Genomic DNA, 20,075 nt, shown 5'->3' on the forward strand with positions numbered 1-20,075 from the left:
GCTCGACCGCCGGACGTCTACGGTGGTCCCATGCGCCAGGATCGCGAGGACCGATGAGCGAGTTCCGTCGCCCGTCGCTGCCCGGGGCCGCCCTGTTCGAGGCGATGACCAGCGACGCCGATCCGGCCGAGCTCGCCGCCGCCGGCCACCGCATCGCGAACCTCCTGGTCCGGGGACCGCTCGACGCCGGCGACGAGGCCCTCGTGGAGCGGGTGATCCACCTCGCCGACGAGGAGGGTCTCTCGATCATCGCCGAGCTGTGGTCCCACGCGGCGTCCGAGACCATCGCGGGCGCGCTGTGGCGCCTCTACGTGCTGCGCGAGTGGGTGCACCGCCAGCCCGACCAGGCGGCCCGCGAGTTCGCCGCCGGCCGCGCCTTCAGCCCCGTCCACGAGGTGCTCGCCGGCGTCGTCGAGCCGCCCGGACCCCACGAGGTCGTGACGCTGGTCGACACCGTGGTCCGCGGCATCCTCGGCTCCGCCTTCGACGTCGCGCTCGACCGTGCGGCGGCGTTCGCGCACCTCGTCGGGGTGGGCCGCGGACACGTCGACGACGGCGACGCCCGCAGCGGTGCGAAGCTCGTCGACATGGCGCACCAGCTGCGCCGGGCGGCCGCTGCCGAGCGCGCCGGCACCCTGCACTGACGCCGTGCGCGACGATGGTCGCGATTCGCCCTTGAACGCGGCCGCCGACCCATTACGCTGGGCAACGCGCCGGGCTGCGGCAAGCCCCGGGTCCCAACATCAGCCGCTACGAGCGGCCACGCGCCGTGAGGCGCTTCCCAGCCCGGCGCATCACCTCTGCGGCGCGTACGTCGTGTAGCCCTGCGTCGGCCTGCCGATCTCGGCGAGCGCCGCCAGGTCCTCGCCGGTCGGCGTCCACCGCACGGCGGCGGCGTTGGTGCGGACCTGCTCGGCGCGGCTCACCCCGGCGATGACGCTCGAGACCGCCGGCTGCGCCGCCAGGCCGCCCATCGCCAGCTCGAGCAGACTGATGTCGCGCTCGTCGGCGAACATCGCCAGCGCGTCGATCCGCTCCCAGTCCGCGCTCGCGAGCCGCGCGGTCTGCTGCGCCAGACGCGTGCCCGCCGGGGCCTGCTCGCCCCGACGGTACTTGCCGGTCAGCAGGCCGTAGGCGAGCGGGAAGTACGGCAGGATCCCGACGCCGAACGCCTCGCAGGCCGGCGTCAGCTCCACCTCGGCGGTCCGGTTGTAGAGGGAGTACTCGTTCTGGGCGGTGGCGAACGGGGTCCACCCGTTGCCGCTCGCGCGCCAGTGGGCGTCGACGAGCTCCCACGCCTGGAAGTTCGAGCAGCCGACGGCGCGCACGAGGCCCTCGTCGACGAGCTCGTGCAGCGCGGCGAGCGTCTCGTCCAGGTCGGTCGCCCGGTCGGGCGTGTGGAGCTGGTACAGGTCGATGTGGTCGACGTCGAGGCGGCGCAGGCTCGCCTCGACCGCCGTCCGCACGTAGGTCGCCGACCCGCGCCGATCGCCGTCGTCGCCGTTGCGGCCCTCCATGTCCATGCCGAACTTGGTCGCGATGACGACGTCGTTTCGACGGCCCGCGACCGCCCGGCCGAGCAGCGTCTCGCTCTCGCCGAACGAGTAGACGTCGGCGGTGTCGAAGAACGTCACGCCCTCCTCGAGAGCGGCGTCGACGATCGCCCGGACGCTGGCCTCGTCGACGCGGGCGCCGAACGCGTTGCACCCGATGCCGACCGCCGGCACCTCGATGTCGCTGTGGCCCAGGGTTCGTCGTCGCTCGCTCATGCGGCCAGGCTAGGGCCGTCCCCGCCGACCCGCGCGCCGCCGATCGTGGCCGGGCACCACGAGGCGTCGCTCACGTCGCCTACACTCGGCGCGTGCCCGCCCGCCGACCGCGTTCCCACCTGCCTGCCGTGCTCGCGGCAGCGATGGTGTCGCTGTTCGTCGTCGTCGTGGGCTCCACGCCGAGTCATGTCTCCGCCGCACGCGCCGGCGTCCCGAGCGTCGGGCTGCCGAGTGCCCACGTGGTCGCCCCCGAGGCGACCATGGCACCCGACGACGCGACCGCACCTGTGGAGCTCGCGGGCCTCGTTCCGGGTGAACGTCCCGACGGGCCACCGGCCGGCACCACCCTCGAGGGGTCCCCCCCGCCGGGCGCCCCCGCAGCGCGGAGCACCGGCGTCGAGGCGCGCGGACCCCCGACGGCCTGACCGTCCGCCGTCCCCAGCGCCCATCGACCGGCGCCCTCTCGAGAGAACCCCATGACCAACCGTGCACCCCTGTGGCGCGCCATCGCCTCCTTCGTGGTGCTGGCCGGCGCGCTCGCCTTCGCCTACTTCCAGCCCGCCCAGCTCGGCCTCGACCTGCGAGGCGGCACCCAGATCGTCCTGGAGACACAGGACTCCGACCGCATCGAGGCCGACGCCGAGGCCACCGACCGCGCCCTGGAGGTGCTGCGCGGACGCGTCGACGCCCTCGGCGTGGCCGAGCCGACCCTCGCCCGGTCCGGCGAGAACCGCATCATCGTGGAGCTTCCCGGCGTGCAGGACCCCCGCGAGGCCGCCGAGCAGCTCGGGCAGACCGCCCAGCTGACCTTCCACGAGGTGCTGCGACCGGCCCAGGAGGGCGAGGAGCCCGAGGAGGAGGGCCAGCTGGTCGTCCCCGACGAGACCGGCGCCCCCCTGCTGCTCGGCCCCACGGCCGTGGACGGCGAGGGCGTGAGCGACGCGGCAGCCGCCCAGCCGCAGGACAGCATCGGGCAGTGGGTCGTGAACGTCGACTTCGCCGGCGACGGCCGCTCCGGCTGGCGCGAGCTCGTCGCCAGTGCCTGCGCGAACCCCGAGGCCGGCAACCGCGTCGCGATCCTGCTCGACCAGGAGATCATCTCCTCCCCCGGCGTCGTGCCCGCGCTGTGCCAGTCCGGCGGCGGCAACTCCACGCAGATCAGCGGCGACTTCACCCAGGCCGAGGCGAACGACCTCGCCGTCCTCATCAAGGGCGGCGCGCTCCCGGTCCCGGTCGAGATCATCGAGCAGCGCACCGTCGGCCCGACGCTCGGCGCCGCCGCCATCGACGCCTCCATCGAGGCCGGCATCATCGGCATCATCCTGACCGGCCTGTTCATCGTCTTCGTCTACCGGCTGATGGGCCTGCTCGCGACGATTGCCCTCGGCACGTACGCGATCATCTCGTACGGCATCCTCGTCTGGCTCGGGGCGACGCTCACCCTCCCTGGCCTCGCCGGCTTCGTGCTGGCGATCGGACTGGCCATCGACGCCAACGTCCTCGTCTTCGAACGAGCGCGGGAGGAGTACGCCGAGCGCGAGCAGGACGGTCTGGCCCCGGCATTGACCACCGGCTTCAACAAGGCGTGGTCGGCGATCATCGACTCCAACCTCACCACCCTCGTGGCGGCCGGCCTGCTGTTCCTGCTCGCCGCCGGACCGGTCCGTGGCTTCGGCGTCACGCTGTCCATCGGCGTGCTCGCCTCCATGTTCTCCGCACTCGTCGTGGCGCGCGTGCTCACCGAGTGGGCCGTCAAGCGCAAGTTCGTCCGCGACCGCCCGGGACTGACCGGCATCACGTCGGTCGGACCGGTCCGTCGCTGGCTCGACACCAGTGGACCCGACCTGATGAAGCGCAGCGGTCTGTGGATCGGCATGACCCTCGTCGTCGCGGTCGTCTCCATCGGCGGCATCGTCATCCGCGGCCTCGACCTCGGCGTCGAGTTCACCGGCGGACGACAGCTCGAGTTCTCCTCCAGTCAGGTCGTCGACCCCGAGGAGGCGCGGGTCGCCGTCGGCGAGGCGGGGTTCCCGTCGGCGGTCGTCCAGCGCTCCTCCGGCGACGGCGAGAGCGAGAACATCTCCGTGCGCGTCGAGGACATCACCAACGACGAGGCCATCCAGATCGAGGAGGCCATCGAGTCCCTCGGCGGCACCCTCACCAAGGAGCGCGACGAGCTCATCGGACCGAGCCTCGGCACCGAGCTGCGCAACAAGGCGCTGCTGGCGTTCGCGATCGCGATCGCCGGGCAGATGATCTATCTCGCCTGGCGGTTCCGATGGACCTACGCGCTGGCCGCCCAATTGTCGATGGCCTCCGTCGTCCTGACCGTCGTGGGCATCTTCGCCTGGTGGGGCAAGGTGATCGACGCGGTGTTCCTGGCCGCCATCTTGTCCATCATCGGTCTGGCGGTGAACGACACCATCGTCGTGTTCGACCGGATCAGGGAAGGCACCCGCGATCTCGCCGGCAAGTCCTTGCGAGGGGCGGTGAACCGGGCGATCCTCGCGACCATCCCGAGAACGGTCAACACCGGACTGGGTGCCACGTTCATCCTCGCGGCGCTGACGGTGCTCGGTGGCGACTCGCTGCAGGACTTCTCCATCGCCCTGCTGCTGGGCCTGACGATCGGCATGCTGTCGACGGTGTTCACCGCCTCGACGCTGGCGATCTTGCTCGAGGAGCGCTGGCCGTACGACCCGGACAAGGAGAAGCCGAACGCCGATCGGTACGCGACGATCGACGACGGCCGCGGCACCACCACGGGACCCGGCGGCGGGTCCGGCGCCGTCATCTGACCTGGTACCCCGACGCCCCTCGCCGTCTGCATCGACGGCGAGGGGGCGTCGTCGTCCGCGGGTCGTGCTCGCCGGCCGGGCAGCGTCTGAGGTGTGGACGAGGGACTCGACGGTCCCCACCGGTTCGGCTACCTTCGTGGGCACTGTCGTGATCGGGGGGTCAGGATGCGCACCACCACAGCCGTCGCCGTCGCGCTGCTCGTGCTGCTCGGCGCGTGCAGCCGGCCCGAGGTGCTCGAGCCGGAACCGGACGCCTCCCCCACCGCGAGTGCCCGCCCCGCCCCCACCATGCCCGCGCAGGCGCGGGAGGACACCGACGAGGGGCGTGTTGCTTTCGTGGCTCACTGGATCGACATGCTCAACTACGCCAGTGAGACGGGTCAGACCGACGAACTAGAGAAACTCAGTGCGGCGGCCTGCGCCGGGTGTCTTGAGTACATCAACTTGTATCAAGACACCTACGAGGCGGGAGGTTTTGTTGAGGGTGCCCAGTGGGAGGTTGAGGATCTCGCCATCGATCAGCGCGATCCATCGGTCGTCTTTGTCCGCTACAAGGCCGGGGAAGTCAGATTCCGGCCATCGGCTGACTCTTCGACAGAAGTGAGTGCGCCCACCAAGGACGATCTCGTCTTCGAAGTGTCTGGTTCTCCGGATGACCGGCGGGTCACGCTCTTGGAGCGAGCTTCCTGATGACCAAGACACTGCTGGTTTCGGCCGTAGCCTCTATCGCACTGCTTTCTGCTCTTGCTCGACCAGCCACATCGGTTGATAGAGAGGTCTCTGTCGACCAGGGGCGCACCGAAAGTACCGCCCGTCTGCAGGTAAACGAACGTCAATCCCCGTTCGCCAGTCCCGGTCGCACCCCCGGGGGCAACAATTTACCGGTTGCGAGCTCGGCACCAGGCAGCTTCACGCCGAATCCTTACTACGTCACCAACTGCACGAACTACTCCGACGGCCGCATCGAGTGTCCGGACCCGGAGGCAGTCGATGCCGCCGCACCGGCGGCCGAGCAGCTGACCCCGGGGCGGATCGAGCGCGCGATCCGGGAGATCGAGATGCCTCGCCTCACGTTGCGGGTGCAGCCGGGCGGACGCACCCTCGTCAACGTCCCCACGATCCTGTCGACCACCCCGGCCGACGTGGACCGGACCATCACCCTGCTCGGGTCGAGCATCGACGTGCGAGCCCGCCCCACCTCCTACACCTGGCACCACGGCGACGGCACCACGCAGACCACCACGGGGCCTGGAGCGCCCTGGCCGGCCAAGGACGTCACCCACACGTACCGGCGCAGCGCCCAGGTCAGCCTGCGCCTCGACGTCGCCTACACGGTCCGGTACCGCGTCGACGGCAGTGCCTGGACTCCTCTCGATCAGCCGCTGACGACCACCAGCGCGGCGGTGGCGCTGCGCGTCGACCAGGCCGCGCCCGTCCTGACGCGGCCGTGAACCGGCGCCCTCGGGCGCGAACCCGCGGGCATGGTGCGGGTGGCAGGATGGCGACATGCGCATCGCTGATCACGTCGTCGACCTCGTCGGCGGCACCCCCCTCGTCCGTCTCAGCTCCGTGGTGCCGCAGGGCAGCGGCCTGGTGGCGGCGAAGCTCGAGTACCTCAACCCCGGTGGCAGCGCCAAGGACCGCATCGCGGTCCGCATGGTCGACGCCGCCGAGGCGTCCGGCGCTCTCCAGCCCGGCGGCGTCATCGTCGAGCCCACGTCCGGCAACACCGGGGTCGGCCTCGCGCTCGTGGCCCAGCAGCGTGGCTACACGTGCATCTTCGTGTGCCCCGACAAGGTCAGCGAGGACAAGCGCAACACGCTGCGCGCCTACGGTGCCGAGGTCGTGGTCTGCCCCACCGCCGTCCCGCCGGACCACCCGGACAGCTACTACTCCGTCTCCGACCGCCTCGTCGCCGAGACCGAGGGTGCCTGGAAGCCCGACCAGTACTCCAACCCCGCCGGTCCGCAGAGCCACTACGAGACCACCGGTCCGGAGATCTGGGCCGACACCGACGGGCGCGTCACCCACTTCGTGGCAGGCGTGGGCACCGGCGGCACCATCACGGGTGCGGGCCGGTACCTCAAGGAGGTCTCCGACGGCCGCGTCAAGGTCATCGGCGTCGACCCCGAGGGATCGGTCTACTCCGGCGGGACCGGGCGCCCCTACCTCGTCGAGGGCGTGGGCGAGGACTTCTGGCCCAGCGCCTACGACCCCGCCGTCCCGGACGAGATCATCGCCGTCTCCGACGCCGACTCCTTCGAGATGACCCGCCGCCTCGCCCGCGAGGAGGGTCTGCTCGTCGGCGGATCGTGCGGCATGGCCGCGGTCGGTGCCCTGCGGGTGGCCGAGCAGGCCGGTCCCGACGCCGTCATCGTCGTGCTGCTGCCCGACGGTGGGCGCGGCTACCTCAGCAAGATCTTCAACGACGACTGGCTGTCCTCGTACGGGTTCCTGCGTGAGCCCCTCGACGGACGCACCCACCACATCGACGTCGGCACGCTGCTGCGCCGCAAGACCGGCGACCTCCCCGCGCTCGTGCACACCCACCCGTCGGAGACGGTCCGCGACGCGATCGAGATCCTGCGCGAGTACAACGTCTCCCAGATGCCGGTGGTCGGCCCCGAGCCGCCGGTCGTGATCGGTGAGGTCGCCGGCAGCGTCTCCGAGCGGATGCTCGTGAGCGCCGTCTTCGAGGGACGGGCCAAGCTCACCGACCCCGTCTCCGAGCACATGGAGCCGTCGCTGCCGCTGATGGGGGCCCACGAGTCCCTCGACGCCGCCTTCGAGGCACTGAGCAGCAGCGACGCGCTCATGGTCATCGACGAGGGCAAGCCGCTCGGCGTCCTCACCCGCCACGACCTGTTGGGAGCGCACGCATGAGCGACGCAGCCGACCCCGCCACCGGCACCGACGAGCACGGGTTCGCCACCCGCGCCATCCACGCCGGGCAGGACCCCGATCCGCGCACCGGTGCCGTGAACGTCCCGATCTTCGCGTCCTCCACCTTCGCGCAGGACGGTGTCGGCCAGATGCGCGAGGGCTACGAGTACGCCCGGACGGCGAACCCCACGCGCACCGCCCTCGAGGCGTGCCTCGCATCGCTCGAGGGTGGGCGCCACGGACGAGCCTTCGCCTCGGGCATGGCCGCCACCGACACGGCACTGCGCTCGATGCTGCGCCCCGGCGACCACCTGGTGATCCCCGACGACGCCTACGGCGGCACGTTCCGTCTCATCGACAAGGTCTTCAGCCAGTGGGGCGTCGACCACACCCCGGTGAGTGTCAACGACGTCGACGCCGTGCGTGCCGCGATCGAGCCGCGCACCAAGGTCGTGTGGGTCGAGACGCCGACGAACCCCCTGCTCAACATCGCCGACATCGAGGCGCTCGCCCAGGTCGCGCACGACGCCGGGACCCGTCTGGTCGTGGACAACACCTTCGCCTCGCCGTACCTGCAGCAGCCCCTCGCGCTCGGCGCCGACGTCGTCCTGCACTCCACGACCAAGTACCTCGGCGGCCACTCCGACGTCGTCGGAGGTGCGCTCGTCACCGACGACCCTGCTCTCGACGAGGCGTTCGCCTTCCTCCAGAACGGCGCCGGTGCCGTGCCCGGACCATTCGACGCCTACCTGACGATGCGGGGGGCCAAGACCCTCGCCCTGCGCATGGAGCAGCACAGCACGAACGCCGAGGCGATCGTCGACGCGCTCCAGGGGCACCCCGCCATCAGTCACGTGCTGTACCCGGGACTGACCGAGCACCCCGGGCACCAGGTCGCCGCGCGTCAGATGCGGCGCTTCGGCGGCATGATCTCGGTGCGGCTGGCCGGTGGCCGAGACGCGGCGCTGGCGTTCTGCGACCGGACGGAGATCTTCACGTTGGCGGAGTCGCTCGGTGGCATCGAGTCGCTCATCGAGCACCCGGCCGCCATGACTCACGCCTCGACGGCCGGTTCCGCCCTCGAGGTCCCCGACGACCTCGTGCGCCTCAGCGTCGGGATCGAGACGACGGCCGACCTGGTCGCCGACGTGGAGCAGGCCCTGTCCTGAGACGGGTCTCCCGCGGGTTCAGCCGGCGTCGCGACCGATCTCGTCGTCGGCGCCGATGATCTCCGCCTCGGCGACGAGGTCGATCTCCGGTCGTTCCAGGTCGGCGAACAGGCTCTGCGGGTCGGCCTGGACGACCGGTGCCGGCTCGGCCTCTGCGGTCATCTCCGCAGCGGTGAGTCCGCGCGGGTCGGCCTCGATCTGCTTGACCGGCTGCAGGAGCTTGGCCTCGTCGACGGCATCGAGCCTGCGGGCCGAGACGAGGACCCGCGACTCGAGCGTCCCGACGAACTTGTTGTAGTCGCGGACGGTGCCCTCGATCGAGCGGCCGAGCTTGGAGACGTGCTCGGAGAGGGTGCCGAGACGCTTGTAGAGCTCGCGTCCGAGGTCGACCAGCTCCTGGGCGTTCTCGGCGAGGTCCTCCTGCTTCCAGGTGAACGCGACGGTCTTCAGGACCGCCCACAGGTTGACCGGCGTGGCGAGGATGATGCCTCGACCGAAGGCGTACTCCATGAGGGTGGGATCGGCGTCCAGGGCGGCGTTCAGGATCGCCTCGCTCGGGATGAACGCGATGGTGAACTCCGGGCTGGTCTCCAGTCCGGTCCAGTACTCCTTGCCCGAGAGCGCGTCGACGTGGCCCTTGACCTGCCGGGCGTGCTGGGTGAGCAGCGTCGACGCCCGGCCGGAGTCCGGGCCGGCCTCGTGCGCCTCGATGAAGCTGCTGTACGGGACCTTGGCGTCGATGGCCATCTGCTTGCGTCCGGGCAGCTTGATCACCATGTCGGGGCGCCGGGCACCGGAGTCGGCGGCGATCGACTCCTGGGTGGAGAAGTCGATGCGGTTGAGCAGACCGGCGGACTCCACGAGCGACTGCAGCTGGGTCTCGCCGTAGGCACCTCGCGTCGCGTTGTTCTTCAGGGCCGAGGACAGCGCCTCCGCCGCCTGGCGGGACCGCTCGGCGGACTCCTGGGAGGCCTTGATCTGCTCGGCGAGCCGGCCGTGCTGGGCCGAGCGCTGCTTCTCGATCTCGTCGACCTTGCGCTGCATGGAGCGCAGCTGGTCGGTGACCGGGGCGAGTGTCTGCAACACCTTGCCCTCGGCCGCGGTGGCGGACTCGCGCTGCTTCGTCTCCCGACGGTGGGCCTCGACGGCGTCGCGGTACTGCGCCTGGGCGGCCTGGACCGCCTCGCGCAGCCCCTCGACGGACGCCTGGGCGGCGGCGAGGCGCTGCTCGACCTCGGCTCGAGCGAGCGACTCCTCGTGGCGGACCTGTGCGACGACGGCCTCGTGGCGGGCCCGCAGGACCGCTGGGTCCTCACGCTGGTCCTGCTCCTGCCGGCGGGCCTGCTCCACCGCCCGCACTGTCTCGAGCATCCGCGACCTCACGACCAGCGTCCCGACGAGACCGCCGAGCGCGAGACCGATGAGGAGACCGACAAGCAGGGTGACGACGAGATGCATGCCGTCAGTCTCGCAACGACCGCCGACAGAACCTGGCCGACAGGCCGAGCGGCCGCGCGAGGACCTTGAAGCCGCTCCTATCCTGGGGAGCGATGTCCAAGCGCCCCTTCCTCCTGTCCGGCCTGTCCGCCTTCCAGGTCGCTGCCGGTTCCCTCGCCGCCATGACGTCGGCGTGGGTGGCCTCGACCCTCGGCGTCGCCGGGACGATCGTCGGCGCCGCCATCGCGAGCGTGGTCCTGAGCATCTCCTCGGCCATCTACGCCAACACGTTGCACAAGGGCCGCACCCTCGTGGTGCAGACCGCCGACGGCTCGGTCGTGGAGAAGGAGGCCGAACCGGGTGAGACGGCACAGGCACTCGCCGAGGTGGCCCAGGAGGCCGGGTCACCCGTCCAGTCGGCGGAGGTCGAGGAGCCGCCGGGCAGGTCGTGGCGCGCACTCCCGTGGCGCCGGATCGCCGTGACCAGCGTCGTCGTCCTCACGATCGCCCTGGGCGGGATCTGGACCTACGAGCAGGTCACCGACCGCTCCTTCGGGACCGGCTCGGACAACGCGCGCATCTCCAACCCCTTCGGTGGAGGCACGGGCGGCGGCTCCGGCGCGGACCCGGCGCCCACCGAGCCGGACGCGCCGGTCCCCGACGAGACCGGCGACGCCGACACGGGTCCCGTCGAGCCGGACGAGCCCGCCCCGTCGCCGTCACCCACGCCGACGCCCGCGCCCACCCCGACACCGACGCCGGCCCCGGTTCCCCCGCCGACACCCAGCCCGGCGGGCTGAGCGTGGGCGACCAGCAGTGGGCCGTCGAGACCGAGCTGGTGGCCCTGGTGGTCGCCGCGACCCTGGTGCTCCTGCCGTCCTGGCGGGGCGTGCGGCACGTCGTGACCCTCGTCCACGAGGCCGGGCACGCACTCGTCGCCCTGCTCACCGGGCGGCGCCTGAACGGCATCCGCCTGCACCGTGACACCTCGGGCCTGACCACGTCGGTCGGCCGGCCCCGCGGGCCCGGGATGATCGTCACCGCTGCGGCGGGCTACGTCGCACCAGCCGGGCTCGGGCTGGCGGTGCTGGCCCTCCTGCGTGCCGACGAGATCCTCTGGGCCCTCTACCTCGCGCTGGCTGTCGTCGGCTTCGTCCTCGCCTTCATCCGGAACTGGTACGGCGTGCTCGTCGTCCTTGCGACGGGGGCCGCCGGAGCCGCGCTGGTGTGGCGCGGCGACGAGGACGTCCAGGAGCTCGCCGTGGCGGTGATCGCGTGGGTGCTGCTCGTCGGTGCCGTGCGGGCGAGCATCGACCTGTGGACCCACCGTCGACGCAGCCGCTCGCGCACGAGCGACGCCGACGTGCTCGCCCGCCTCACGCACGTCCCGGCCGTGGTGTGGAACGTGGCCTTCATCCTCGTGTGCGCCGGTGCGCTCGGGTGGGCCGCGCGGCCGCTGGTGGTTGGATAGCCGAGTGCCCCACGACCCCGGACGACCCGACGCCACCTCGCCCGGCTTCACCGTCGGCAGCCGCCTGCCCGACCGCGCCGGACGCACCGGGGTCCTCACGACGCCACACGGCCAGATCCGCACCCCGGCCTTCATCCCGGTCGGCACCCGCGCGACGGTCAAGGCGGTGCTGCCCGAGACGATGGCCGACCTCGGGGCGCAGGCGCTGCTCGCCAACGCCTACCACCTGTACCTCCAGCCCGGCGACGACGTCGTCGAGGAGGCCGGAGGGCTCGGTCGCTTCATGAACTGGCCGGGGCCGACGTTCACCGACTCCGGCGGCTTCCAGGTCATGAGCCTCGGTGCGGGCTTCAAGAAGACCCTCGCGATGGATGCCAAGGGCGTGACGTCCGACGACGTGATCGCCGAGGGCAAGGAGCGTCTCGCGCACGTCGACGACGACGGCGTCACCTTCACGAGCCACCTCGACGGGTCGCGGCACCGGTTCACGCCGGAGGTCTCGATGGGGATCCAGCACCGCCTCGGCGCCGACGTCATCTTCGCCTTCGACGAGCTGACCACCCTCATGAACACCCGCTCCTACCAGGAGCAGTCGCTGGAGCGCACCCAGGCGTGGGCGGTCCGCTGCCTCGCCGAGCACCACCGACTCCGCGCCGAGCGCGCCGACCGTCCCGACCAGGCGCTGTTCGGCGTCGTCCAGGGCGCCCAGTACGAGGACCTCAGGCGTCGCGCTGCCCGCGGCCTGGCCGACCTCGAGGTCATGGGCCGGACGTTCGACGGGTTCGGCATCGGCGGCGCGATCGAGAAGGAGAACCTGGCCACCATCGTCGGCTGGGTCACCGACGAGCTCCCTGACGACAAGCCCCGCCACCTGCTCGGCATCGGCGAGCCCGACGACCTCTTCGCCGGGGTGGCGGCAGGTGCGGACACGTTCGACTGCGTCGGACCGTCGCGTGTGGCCCGTTCCTCGCGGGTCTACACCGGCGACGGTCGCGAGAACCTGCTCGTCGCGGCGTCACGACGCCGTTTCGAGCCCATCGAGGACGGCTGCGACTGCTACACGTGCACCCACTACACGCGCGCCTACCTGCACCACCTGTTCAAGACCAAGGAGTACCTCGCAGCGACGCTCACCACGATCCACAACGAACGCTACATCGTGCGTCTCGTCGACGCGATGCGCGACGCCATCGACGAGGGCACGTTCGACGGGCTGCGCGAGCAGACGATGGGCCGCATCGAGGCGTCCCGGGCCTGAGACCCGGCCCGGCCTGAGCGGGTGGGGCCTCAGTAGGTGGGGTCCGTGCGCTTGAGTGCGGCGATGACGGTCACGGTGACCGGCAGCACCGCCACCTCGAACGCGACCTTCAGCACGACGCCCACCACGAAGTAGTTCAGGAAGTCACCGCCGGTGGAGATGCCGATGGCGGTCGCCGCGATGGCGCAGAACAGGAAGGTGTCGACCACCTCGCCGGCCCCGGTGGAGGCGAGCAGTCGCCCGACGAGCCCTCGCTCGGCGGTGCGGGCCTTGAGCCGCGTGAGGACCCAGGCGTTGGTGAGCTGCCCGGCGACGTACCCGACGACGCTCGCCGCGACGATCTGTCCGACCGGGCCGAGCACCGCCTCGTAGGCCGCCTGGTTCTCGTAGAACGCTGCCCCGGGGATGGCCCCCACCAGCGTGAACGTGGCCACGGCGAGCACCGCGCACGCGAAGCCGGTGATCACGGCACGGCGTGCCGCGCGGAAGCCGTAGACCTCCGAGAGGACGTCACCGATCACGTAGGCCAGCGGGAACAGCACCAGTCCCCCGTCGACGATGAGCGGCCACAACCGGATGGCGCCGATGGAGATGACGTCGCCGGAGCCGATCTCGATGGGCTTGGCGGCGACGATGTTCGACAGCACGATGATGACGCAGAACAACGCCACGAGGACGGCGTACGGCGACGACCCGGTGCTGGCGAAGCGGACGTCAGGTTTTGGTGAGGTTGCCTGAGAACTCATGGCCGTCATCCTCCCACGGCCGCCCTGCGAGGGTTCGTGGCGAGGTGGGAGAATCGAGGCATGAGCCTGCCGACGACCACCGACGTCCTCGTGGTCGGCGCCGGGCCCGCCGGTGCCGCAGCGGCCGCCTGGGCGGCTCGCCACGGTCTCGACGTCGTGCTGGCCGACGCCGCCACCTTCCCGCGCGACAAGACCTGCGGCGACGGTCTGACGCCGCGGGCGGTCGCCGAGCTCGACCGGCTGGGCCTCGGTGACTGGACGCGCAGCCACGGCACCAACCGGGGCCTGCGCGCCGCCGGGTTCGGCCAGGAGCTGCTGCTGCCGTGGCCGGGTGGCTCGCTGCCGGACCACGGGTCCGCCGTGCCGCGCACGACGCTCGACGCACGCATCCGCGACACGGCCCTCGAGTCGGGCGCCGTGGGCCTGGAGTCGGCCCGGGCCGTCGACGTCTCGCGGGACGCCCGCGGCGCCGTCACGTCGGTGACGTTCCGCGTCGGGCCGGACAGGACCGACCACGTCATCGCCTGTCGCCGTCTCGTCGTCGCCGACGGCGTCCGCTCGCCCCTCGGACGTGTCCTGGGTCGCGAGTGGCACCGGGAGACGGCCTACGGCGTGGCCGGGCGCTGCTACGTCAAGTCCGGGCGCGCCGACGACCCGTGGATCTCGTCGCACCTGGAGCTGCGCGACGAGCAGGGCGAGCTCCTGCCCGGCTACGGCTGGATCTTCCCGCTCGGCACCGCCGGGCTGGAGGGCAGCGAGATCAACCTCGGCGTCGGCGCCCTCGCCACGGCCAAGCGGCCGGCGGACCTGCAGATCCGTCCCCTCATGCAGTACTACGCCGAGCTGCGTCGCAGCGAGTGGGACCTCGGCTCGGAGCTGCGCATGCCGACGTCGGCGCTGCTGCCCATGGGCGGGGCGGTCTCCGGCGTCGCCGGGCCCAACTGGGTGCTCGTGGGCGACGCCGCAGGCTGCGTCAACCCGCTGAACGGCGAGGGCATCGACTACGGGCTCGAGACGGGCCGACTCGCCGCCGAGCTCCTGACCACCCAGAACCCGCTCGACGTCGCCTGGCCGCAGCTGCTCGTCTCCCACTACGGGGAGGCGTTCTCCATCGCTCGTCGACTGGCCGGTCTGCTCACCGTCCCGGGGCTGCTGCCCCGGTTCGGTCCGCTCGGCATGCGGTCGCACTGGCTGATGACGATCGCGCTGCGCCTCATGGGCAACCTCGTCACCGAGGAGGACCGCGACGCCACGGCGCGGCTCTGGCGATGGGCGGGACGGCAGTCCGTGCGGCTCGACGACCGTCCTCCGTTCACGTCCTGACTCGCCTCTCCTGAGCAGGAATTGCTCATCGGCGGTGCTGGAACATGCGGCGCCGCGACCACTAGGTTGGTCGCGCGGGGAACCGTCCAGCCTCACCTCCTTGGAGACGCCATGACCAACCAGGATCCGCCTCCCGGCGACGACCAGAACCGTCCCGACGACCTGCCACCGGGCCGGCCGCCCTCGGAGATGGGTCCGCCGCTGCCGCCGCCCCCGCCGGACGCCGTGCCGCCCTCGACCGGTGGCGCCGCTCCCCCGCCCGGTGGTGTGCCGCCGATGGGCGGGTACGGGGCCCCGCCTCCCGGCGCGCAGCCGCCCCCACCGCCGCCGGGGACGCCGACGGGACCGGGCGGCCAGCCCGACATCGGCGCGGGGTTCAGCTGGGCGTGGGCGAAGTTCCAGGCCAACGCCGCCCCTCTGGTCGTCAGCACCCTCATCATCGGTGCCCTCGCCGTCGTGGCCTACCTGATCGTCTACCTCCCCCTGCTGGCGATCGTCGGCGGCGGCGGGAGCGAGATCTCCGTCGACCCCGTCACCGGTGAGATCACCGGCTTCAGCGCCGGCCCGGGCTTCTTCGTCACGACCCTGGTGAGCGCGATCGGCCTGTTCGCCCTGTTCATCGTGATCCAGGGCGTCGGCTCCAACCTCGTCCGCATGTCGTTGAAGATCGCCGACGGAGAGGAGGTCGCCGTCGGCGACCTCTTCACCTTCCCGCGTGGCGGCAGCACCTTCGTCACCGCGATCCTGCTCGCCCTCGGGACGGCGGTCGGGTACCTGCTGTGCTTCCTGCCCGGCATCGTCTTCGCCTGGGGCGCGGCCTTCACGTTCGCGTTCTTCTACGACAAGGGTCTGGCACCGGTCGACGCCATCAAGGCCAGCTTCACGTTGTTCAAGGACAACCTCGGCCCGGCGATCCTCACGGTCCTGCTCGGTGGACTGGTCGCCAGCGCGGGCGTCCTGCTGTGCTTCGTGGGCGTCATCGTGTCCGCCCCGATCGCCCAGCTGTTCATCGTCCACCAGTACCGCAGCATGACGGGAGGACGGATCACGGCCTGACCGACAGCCTGGTCGCGCGCACGCCTCTCGCCGGACAACCCGAGAAAACCCTGAGAGCGGAATCCTGTCCACGGGGTCGGCGTTGTAGCAGGTGAGACCAAGGGATGGGAGGCCCGATGAGCAACTCCAACGAGAGCATCGAGGGCAAGGACAGTGTCGGCATGTACCTTGCCGAGATCGCGCGGACGCCGCTGCTCGACGCCGAGCGCGAGGTCGACCTCGCCAAGACGATCGAGGCGGGACTGTACGCCCGCCACCTGCTGGCCGAGGGTCGCATCGGACGGGCCAAGGGTGGAGCTCCCAAGCGCGCGACACGCGAGGAGCTGGAGTTCCTCGCCGCCGAGGGCGACCGAGCCGTGCAGACCTTCATCCAGGCCAACCTGCGCCTCGTCGTCTCCATCGCCCGCAAGTACGGCCGCTCGGCGATGCCGATGCTCGACCTCGTGCAGGAGGGGAACACCGGTCTGATCCGCGCTGTCGAGAAGTTCGACTACGTCAAGGGCTTCAAGTTCTCCACCTACGCCACGTGGTGGGTGCGGCAGGCGATCACGCGCGGCATCGCTCAGCAGGCGCGGGTCGTTCGTCTCCCGGTGCACGTCGTCGAGGAGCTCAACCAGGTCACGGCCGCGCGTCGCACCCTGGAGCGCCAGCTCGGCTACGACCCCGATCCGGCCGAGATCGCCCTCGAGCTCGGCATGGACGTGGACCGGGTCATCGACCTTCTGTCGTGGGGACGCGACCACGTGAGCCTCGACACCCCGGTCGACGACGACGGCGACACCTCCCTCGGTGACCTCATCGCACGCGAGACGCTCCCGGGGCCGGACCTCGCCGTCATCGACGACGAGACCAAGCACCTGATCAGCTCGCTGATCGACCACCTGGAGCCGCGCGACGCGGACATCGTGCGTGCGCGCTACGGGTTGCTCGACGGTCGTCAGCAGAAGCTCGCCGACATCGGCAAGCGGCACGGCATCTCCGCCGAGCGGGTGCGCCAGCTGGAGCGCCAGGCACTCGTGACGTTGCGTCGCATCGCCGACCCCGACCTCGCCGCCTGAGACCCGCCGGCCCGCGAGGGCCGCGCACGAGAGCCGCCCGGACCCCCGACCGGGCGGCTCTCGCCGTCTGGGGACCGATCAGGCGTGCACGCGCGCGAGGAGGTCGGACCACAACCGGTCGACCGCTGACTCGAGATCGGCCACCGAGCCGCTGTTGTCGAGGACGACGTCGGCGGCGGCCCGGCGGTCGTCGCGGTCCGCCTGCGCGGCGAGGCGGGCGCGTGCCTCGTCCTCGCTCATGCCGCGGTCGCGGACCAGCCGCTCGACCTGGACCTCCGGCGGCACGTCGACGACCACGACGACGTCGCACCCCTGGGCCATCCCCATCTCGACGAGCAGGGGGTGGTCGTGCAGCACGACGTCCGCGCCGATGGCCTGCTCCTCACGAGCACGGGCGAGGTCGCGGATCGCCGGGTGCGTGATGGCCTCGAGGTCGCGTCGGGCCGCGTCGTCGGAGAAGACGAGCGCTCCGAGGGCGGGCCGGTCGAGCGATCCGTCGTCGGCGATGACGTCGTCGCCGAACCGCTCGCGTATCCGCGCGAGCGCAGGCGACCCGACCTCGACGGCCTCACGAGCCAGGACGTCGTAGTCGATCACCACCGCACCGTGCTCGCGCAGGCGAGCGCTGACGGTGCTCTTGCCCGACCCGATGCCTCCTGTGAGACCGACGCGCAGCACGTCAGCCCGTGGCGGCGTTGCCGTAGGTGGTGACGTGCACGTGATCGAAGTGGTTGGCGGTGTCGCCGCCGCGGTCGCCCATCGGACGCCACGCCGGCGACGTCGACGGGCGCCAGATCTGCTGCTTCCAGATGAGGTACTCGATGCCGAGGGCGGCACGGTTCTCCTGCAGGAACGCCGCGATGCGGTCGCCGAGCTCGCCGCGCACCATGATGTCGAGCGCCTGGCCGGTGGCGTGCTCCCCGCGCGGGGCCAGTCCCCCGTAGGACGTGACCTCGGGGAACTCCGCACAGACGGCCCTGAGGACCTTCACGGTGTCCGGCTGCAAACCGTTCTCGCTGCCGTAGGGGCAGGGCTCGGAGCCGAGCGGCAGCTTCTCGCCGATCGAGCTGGTCTTGACCCACCGCGGCAGGTCCTGGTGGACGACCTCGCTCCACCCGCCCTCAGTGCGGCCCGTGACGTCGACGGGGTCGCCCTTGTCGAGCGTGCCGAGGACCTGGGCGTCGCCGTTGGCGTCGGAGCGGATGGCGACGCCGTCGGTGAGCGCGAGCAGCGTGCCCGTGACCTCGACCTCGACCTGCGCCTGCGACGGCAGCTCGGGCCGCTCGGCGCTGCGACTGACCTCGACCTCCTCAGCCTGCTCGGCCAGGGCGCGGGCGATGACGTCGTCGGCCGAGGCGGGCGCGACGGTCGCGACCTGGGCCGGCGGCGGGGAGTCCTTCATGACGACGGCGGCCGACGAGCCGATGACGGTGGCGACGCCCGCCACCGGCAGGGCGATGACGACGGCGCGACGACGCCAGGGCGAGACGCTCTCGCGACGGACGCGACGACCGGGGGCCGACGGCGTCGAGGCGCGGGAGAGACCCGCACGACGCGGCACGGCGTGCTTGCGCTGGGCAGGAGCCACAGACGATCACCTTCGGGTCGGGGCGGGGACAGGACCGATCTCCGAGTGAAGCATACTGTGCCTGGCCGCGCCGTGGGCCGTTCCCGTCGTTCCGGGGCTCACGACGGCCGACGTGTGAGCGATACCTCAGGAAGGTGGCGTCGATGCAGGTCCTGGACGCCGAGCGCAGCGCCGCCGACCAGTCCCGTGTCGCCGGCGCTCTCCTGGCGCGCGGGCTCGTCGAGGGCGACCGGGTCGTGCTCAGCCTGCCGGGCTCGGCCGACTACGTCAGCGCCGTCCTCGGCGCGACGCGCGTGGGCATCGTGCCCGTCCCGCTCGACCCGCGCCTGACGCCGCACGAGCGCGACCTGATCGTCGGCGACGTCGATCCGGCCCTCGTCGTCGAGGACGTCGAGACGCTGGACGCGTTGCTCGCGGGACCGCCCGCCGAGCTCGCCCCGTGGCCGCGCTGCCGTCCCATGCACTTCACCTCCGGCACGACCGGGCGCCCCAAGGGCGTCTGGTCGGGACTGCTGTCGCAGACCGACGCCGAGGCGCTCGTGACCGAGGAGCGGGTCCTGTGGGGCTTCACGGCGGACGACCTCGACCTCGTCGTCTCGCCGGTCTACCACTCCGCGCCGCTGCGGTTCGCCGCCGGGACGCTGCTCGCGGGCGGCTCGATCGCGGTCCTGTCCCGGTTCGACGCTGCGGCGTGGGCCGATGCCGTGGAGACGCTGCGGCCCACGACGATGTTCTGCGTCCCGGCGCACCTCCAACGCCTCTTCGCGCACCTGGACGCCTCGGGCCGCCGGTTCGACTCCTCGAGCGTGCGGCTGCTGGCCCACGCGGGGGCCCCGTGCCCGGAACCGGTGCGCCGACGGACCCACGAGCAGTTCGGACTCGACGTCGTGTGGGAGTTCTACGGTTCCACCGAGGGTCAGATCACCGCCTGCCCGGCGCGCACGTGGCACGAGCACCCCGGGACCGTCGGTCCCGCGCGCGCCGGCCGGACGGTCCACGTCGACGACGACGGCCAGCTGTGGTGCACCGTGCCGTTGTGGGGCCGCTTCACGTACTGGCGCGACCCGGACAAGACCGCGGCCGCGTGGCGACGCCTCGGCGACGCCGACGCCTTCACCGTCGGTGACCTCGGCCGCGTCGAGGACGGTCTGGTCTTCCTCGACTCCCGCCGCAGCGACCTGATCATCTCCGGCGGGGTGAACGTCTACCCGGCCGAGGTCGAGGCGGCCCTGGAGGACGTGGCCGGCCTGCAGGAGGTCGCCGTGTTCGCCCGGCCGGACGACCGCTGGGGTCAGCGGGTCTGCGCCGCGTACGTCGGGGACGTCGACGAGGCCGCCCTGCGCTCGCGCGCCGAGGAGCGGCTCGCGCCCCCGAAGCGACCCAAGACCTACGAGCGGGTGGGTGCCCTGCCACGGACGGCCACCGGGAAGGTGCGTCGCGGCGAGCTGTGACCCCCTGATCGGTGCCTGCGCAACCCTTTCGGCGCGGGCCGACGGTGATCGGTGCCACCGCAACCATC

Annotated in this window: 19 protein-coding genes; 14 read left to right on the plus strand and 5 right to left on the minus strand. The window is 71.7% G+C overall.

Translation table 11 applies throughout. The annotated features are described in order from the left end of the window. Nucleotides 1-53: 53 nt before the first annotated feature. A complete protein-coding gene (locus ABD213_RS01975) occupies nt 54-644 on the plus strand; it encodes a hypothetical protein (RefSeq protein WP_344323652.1) in 591 nt (196 codons plus the stop codon). Between the two features lie 150 nt (nt 645-794). On the opposite strand, the gene ABD213_RS01980 is transcribed toward ABD213_RS01975, so the two are convergent. Beyond that, nucleotides 795-1,769 carry an aldo/keto reductase gene (locus tag ABD213_RS01980; RefSeq protein WP_344323654.1) on the minus strand — a complete coding sequence of 325 codons (975 nt, stop codon included), beginning with the start codon at nt 1,767-1,769 and terminating at the stop codon, nt 795-797. 92 nt (nt 1,770-1,861) lie between these two features. Between ABD213_RS01980 and ABD213_RS01985 the strand changes: the two genes are divergently transcribed. From ABD213_RS01985 to ABD213_RS02010, 6 genes are all read left to right on the plus strand, one after another. Beyond that, the gene (locus ABD213_RS01985) at nt 1,862-2,194 is read left to right on the plus strand and encodes a hypothetical protein (protein WP_344323656.1); all 333 of its coding nucleotides are present in this window, start codon (nt 1,862-1,864) and stop codon (nt 2,192-2,194) included. Nucleotides 2,195-2,245: 51 nt separating this feature from the next. Then, nucleotides 2,246-4,567 (plus strand): protein translocase subunit SecD, encoded by a 2,322-nt coding sequence (secD, locus tag ABD213_RS01990; protein WP_344323658.1) that lies wholly within the window; start codon nt 2,246-2,248, stop codon nt 4,565-4,567. A 165-nt stretch (nt 4,568-4,732) separates the two neighbouring features. Continuing rightward, nucleotides 4,733-5,257 carry a DUF6318 family protein gene (locus ABD213_RS01995; RefSeq protein WP_344323660.1) on the plus strand — a complete coding sequence of 175 codons (525 nt, stop codon included), beginning with the start codon at nt 4,733-4,735 and terminating at the stop codon, nt 5,255-5,257. A 368-nt stretch (nt 5,258-5,625) separates the two neighbouring features. Further along, nucleotides 5,626-6,018 (plus strand): PKD domain-containing protein, encoded by a 393-nt coding sequence (locus ABD213_RS02000; protein WP_344323663.1) that lies wholly within the window; start codon nt 5,626-5,628, stop codon nt 6,016-6,018. Nucleotides 6,019-6,073: 55 nt separating this feature from the next. Further along, on the plus strand, nt 6,074-7,450 hold the full coding sequence (locus tag ABD213_RS02005) for a cystathionine beta-synthase (RefSeq protein WP_344323665.1): 1,377 nt from the start codon (nt 6,074-6,076) through the stop codon (nt 7,448-7,450). Further along, on the plus strand, nt 7,447-8,619 hold the full coding sequence (locus ABD213_RS02010) for a cystathionine gamma-synthase (RefSeq protein WP_344323667.1): 1,173 nt from the start codon (nt 7,447-7,449) through the stop codon (nt 8,617-8,619). The genes ABD213_RS02005 and ABD213_RS02010 overlap by 4 nt, the downstream gene beginning before the upstream one ends. Nucleotides 8,620-8,637: 18 nt before the next feature. Here the strand turns inward: ABD213_RS02010 and ABD213_RS02015 are convergent, their stop codons facing one another. Next, on the minus strand, nt 8,638-10,077 hold the full coding sequence (locus tag ABD213_RS02015; protein WP_344323669.1) for a DNA recombination protein RmuC: 1,440 nt from the start codon (nt 10,075-10,077) through the stop codon (nt 8,638-8,640). A 92-nt stretch (nt 10,078-10,169) separates the two neighbouring features. Between ABD213_RS02015 and ABD213_RS02020 the strand changes: the two genes are divergently transcribed. From ABD213_RS02020 to tgt, 3 genes are read left to right on the plus strand one after another with little or no spacing between them, the layout of a single operon-like run. Then, nucleotides 10,170-10,856, plus strand: a complete 687-nt coding sequence (locus ABD213_RS02020) for a hypothetical protein (RefSeq protein ID WP_344323672.1) — start codon at nt 10,170-10,172, stop codon at nt 10,854-10,856. 2 nt (nt 10,857-10,858) lie between these two features. Then, nucleotides 10,859-11,527 carry a M50 family metallopeptidase gene (locus ABD213_RS02025; RefSeq protein ID WP_344323675.1) on the plus strand — a complete coding sequence of 223 codons (669 nt, stop codon included), beginning with the start codon at nt 10,859-10,861 and terminating at the stop codon, nt 11,525-11,527. Between the two features lie 4 nt (nt 11,528-11,531). Continuing rightward, entirely contained in the window at nt 11,532-12,785 is a 1,254-nt protein-coding gene (gene tgt / locus ABD213_RS02030) for a tRNA guanosine(34) transglycosylase Tgt (protein WP_425546007.1), read from the plus strand. Between the two features lie 29 nt (nt 12,786-12,814). On the opposite strand, the gene ABD213_RS02035 is transcribed toward tgt, so the two are convergent. Next, entirely contained in the window at nt 12,815-13,531 is a 717-nt protein-coding gene (locus ABD213_RS02035; RefSeq protein WP_344323677.1) for a queuosine precursor transporter, read from the minus strand. A 60-nt stretch (nt 13,532-13,591) separates the two neighbouring features. On the opposite strand from ABD213_RS02035, the gene ABD213_RS02040 reads away from it, so the two are divergent. The 3 genes from ABD213_RS02040 to ABD213_RS02050 all read left to right on the plus strand — a co-directional run bounded on the left by ABD213_RS02040 (nt 13,592) and on the right by ABD213_RS02050 (nt 16,968). After that, nucleotides 13,592-14,854, plus strand: coding sequence for a geranylgeranyl reductase family protein (locus ABD213_RS02040; RefSeq protein WP_344323679.1), 1,263 nt, complete (start codon nt 13,592-13,594; stop codon nt 14,852-14,854). Between the two features lie 111 nt (nt 14,855-14,965). Beyond that, nucleotides 14,966-15,910: a hypothetical protein gene (locus tag ABD213_RS02045; RefSeq protein ID WP_344323681.1), complete on the plus strand. Its 945-nt coding sequence runs from the start codon at nt 14,966-14,968 to the stop codon at nt 15,908-15,910. A 116-nt stretch (nt 15,911-16,026) separates the two neighbouring features. Next, the gene (locus ABD213_RS02050; RefSeq protein WP_344323683.1) at nt 16,027-16,968 is read left to right on the plus strand and encodes a sigma-70 family RNA polymerase sigma factor; all 942 of its coding nucleotides are present in this window, start codon (nt 16,027-16,029) and stop codon (nt 16,966-16,968) included. 78 nt (nt 16,969-17,046) lie between these two features. On the opposite strand, the gene coaE is transcribed toward ABD213_RS02050, so the two are convergent. Together coaE and ABD213_RS02060 are read right to left on the minus strand one after the other, a co-directional pair. Further along, on the minus strand, nt 17,047-17,646 hold the full coding sequence (gene coaE, locus ABD213_RS02055; protein ID WP_344323685.1) for a dephospho-CoA kinase: 600 nt from the start codon (nt 17,644-17,646) through the stop codon (nt 17,047-17,049). Nucleotide 17,647: 1 nt separating this feature from the next. Next, nucleotides 17,648-18,556 (minus strand): SH3 domain-containing protein, encoded by a 909-nt coding sequence (locus tag ABD213_RS02060; protein ID WP_344323687.1) that lies wholly within the window; start codon nt 18,554-18,556, stop codon nt 17,648-17,650. A gap of 143 nt (nt 18,557-18,699) precedes the next feature. Between ABD213_RS02060 and ABD213_RS02065 the strand changes: the two genes are divergently transcribed. Beyond that, complete coding sequence (locus ABD213_RS02065; protein ID WP_344323689.1) at nt 18,700-20,007, plus strand: class I adenylate-forming enzyme family protein; 1,308 nt, start codon at nt 18,700-18,702, stop codon at nt 20,005-20,007. The last annotated feature ends 68 nt before the right edge of the window (nt 20,008-20,075 follow it).

The organism is Aeromicrobium halocynthiae (genome assembly GCF_039531385.1).
Taxonomy (GTDB): domain Bacteria; phylum Actinomycetota; class Actinomycetes; order Propionibacteriales; family Nocardioidaceae; genus Aeromicrobium; species Aeromicrobium halocynthiae.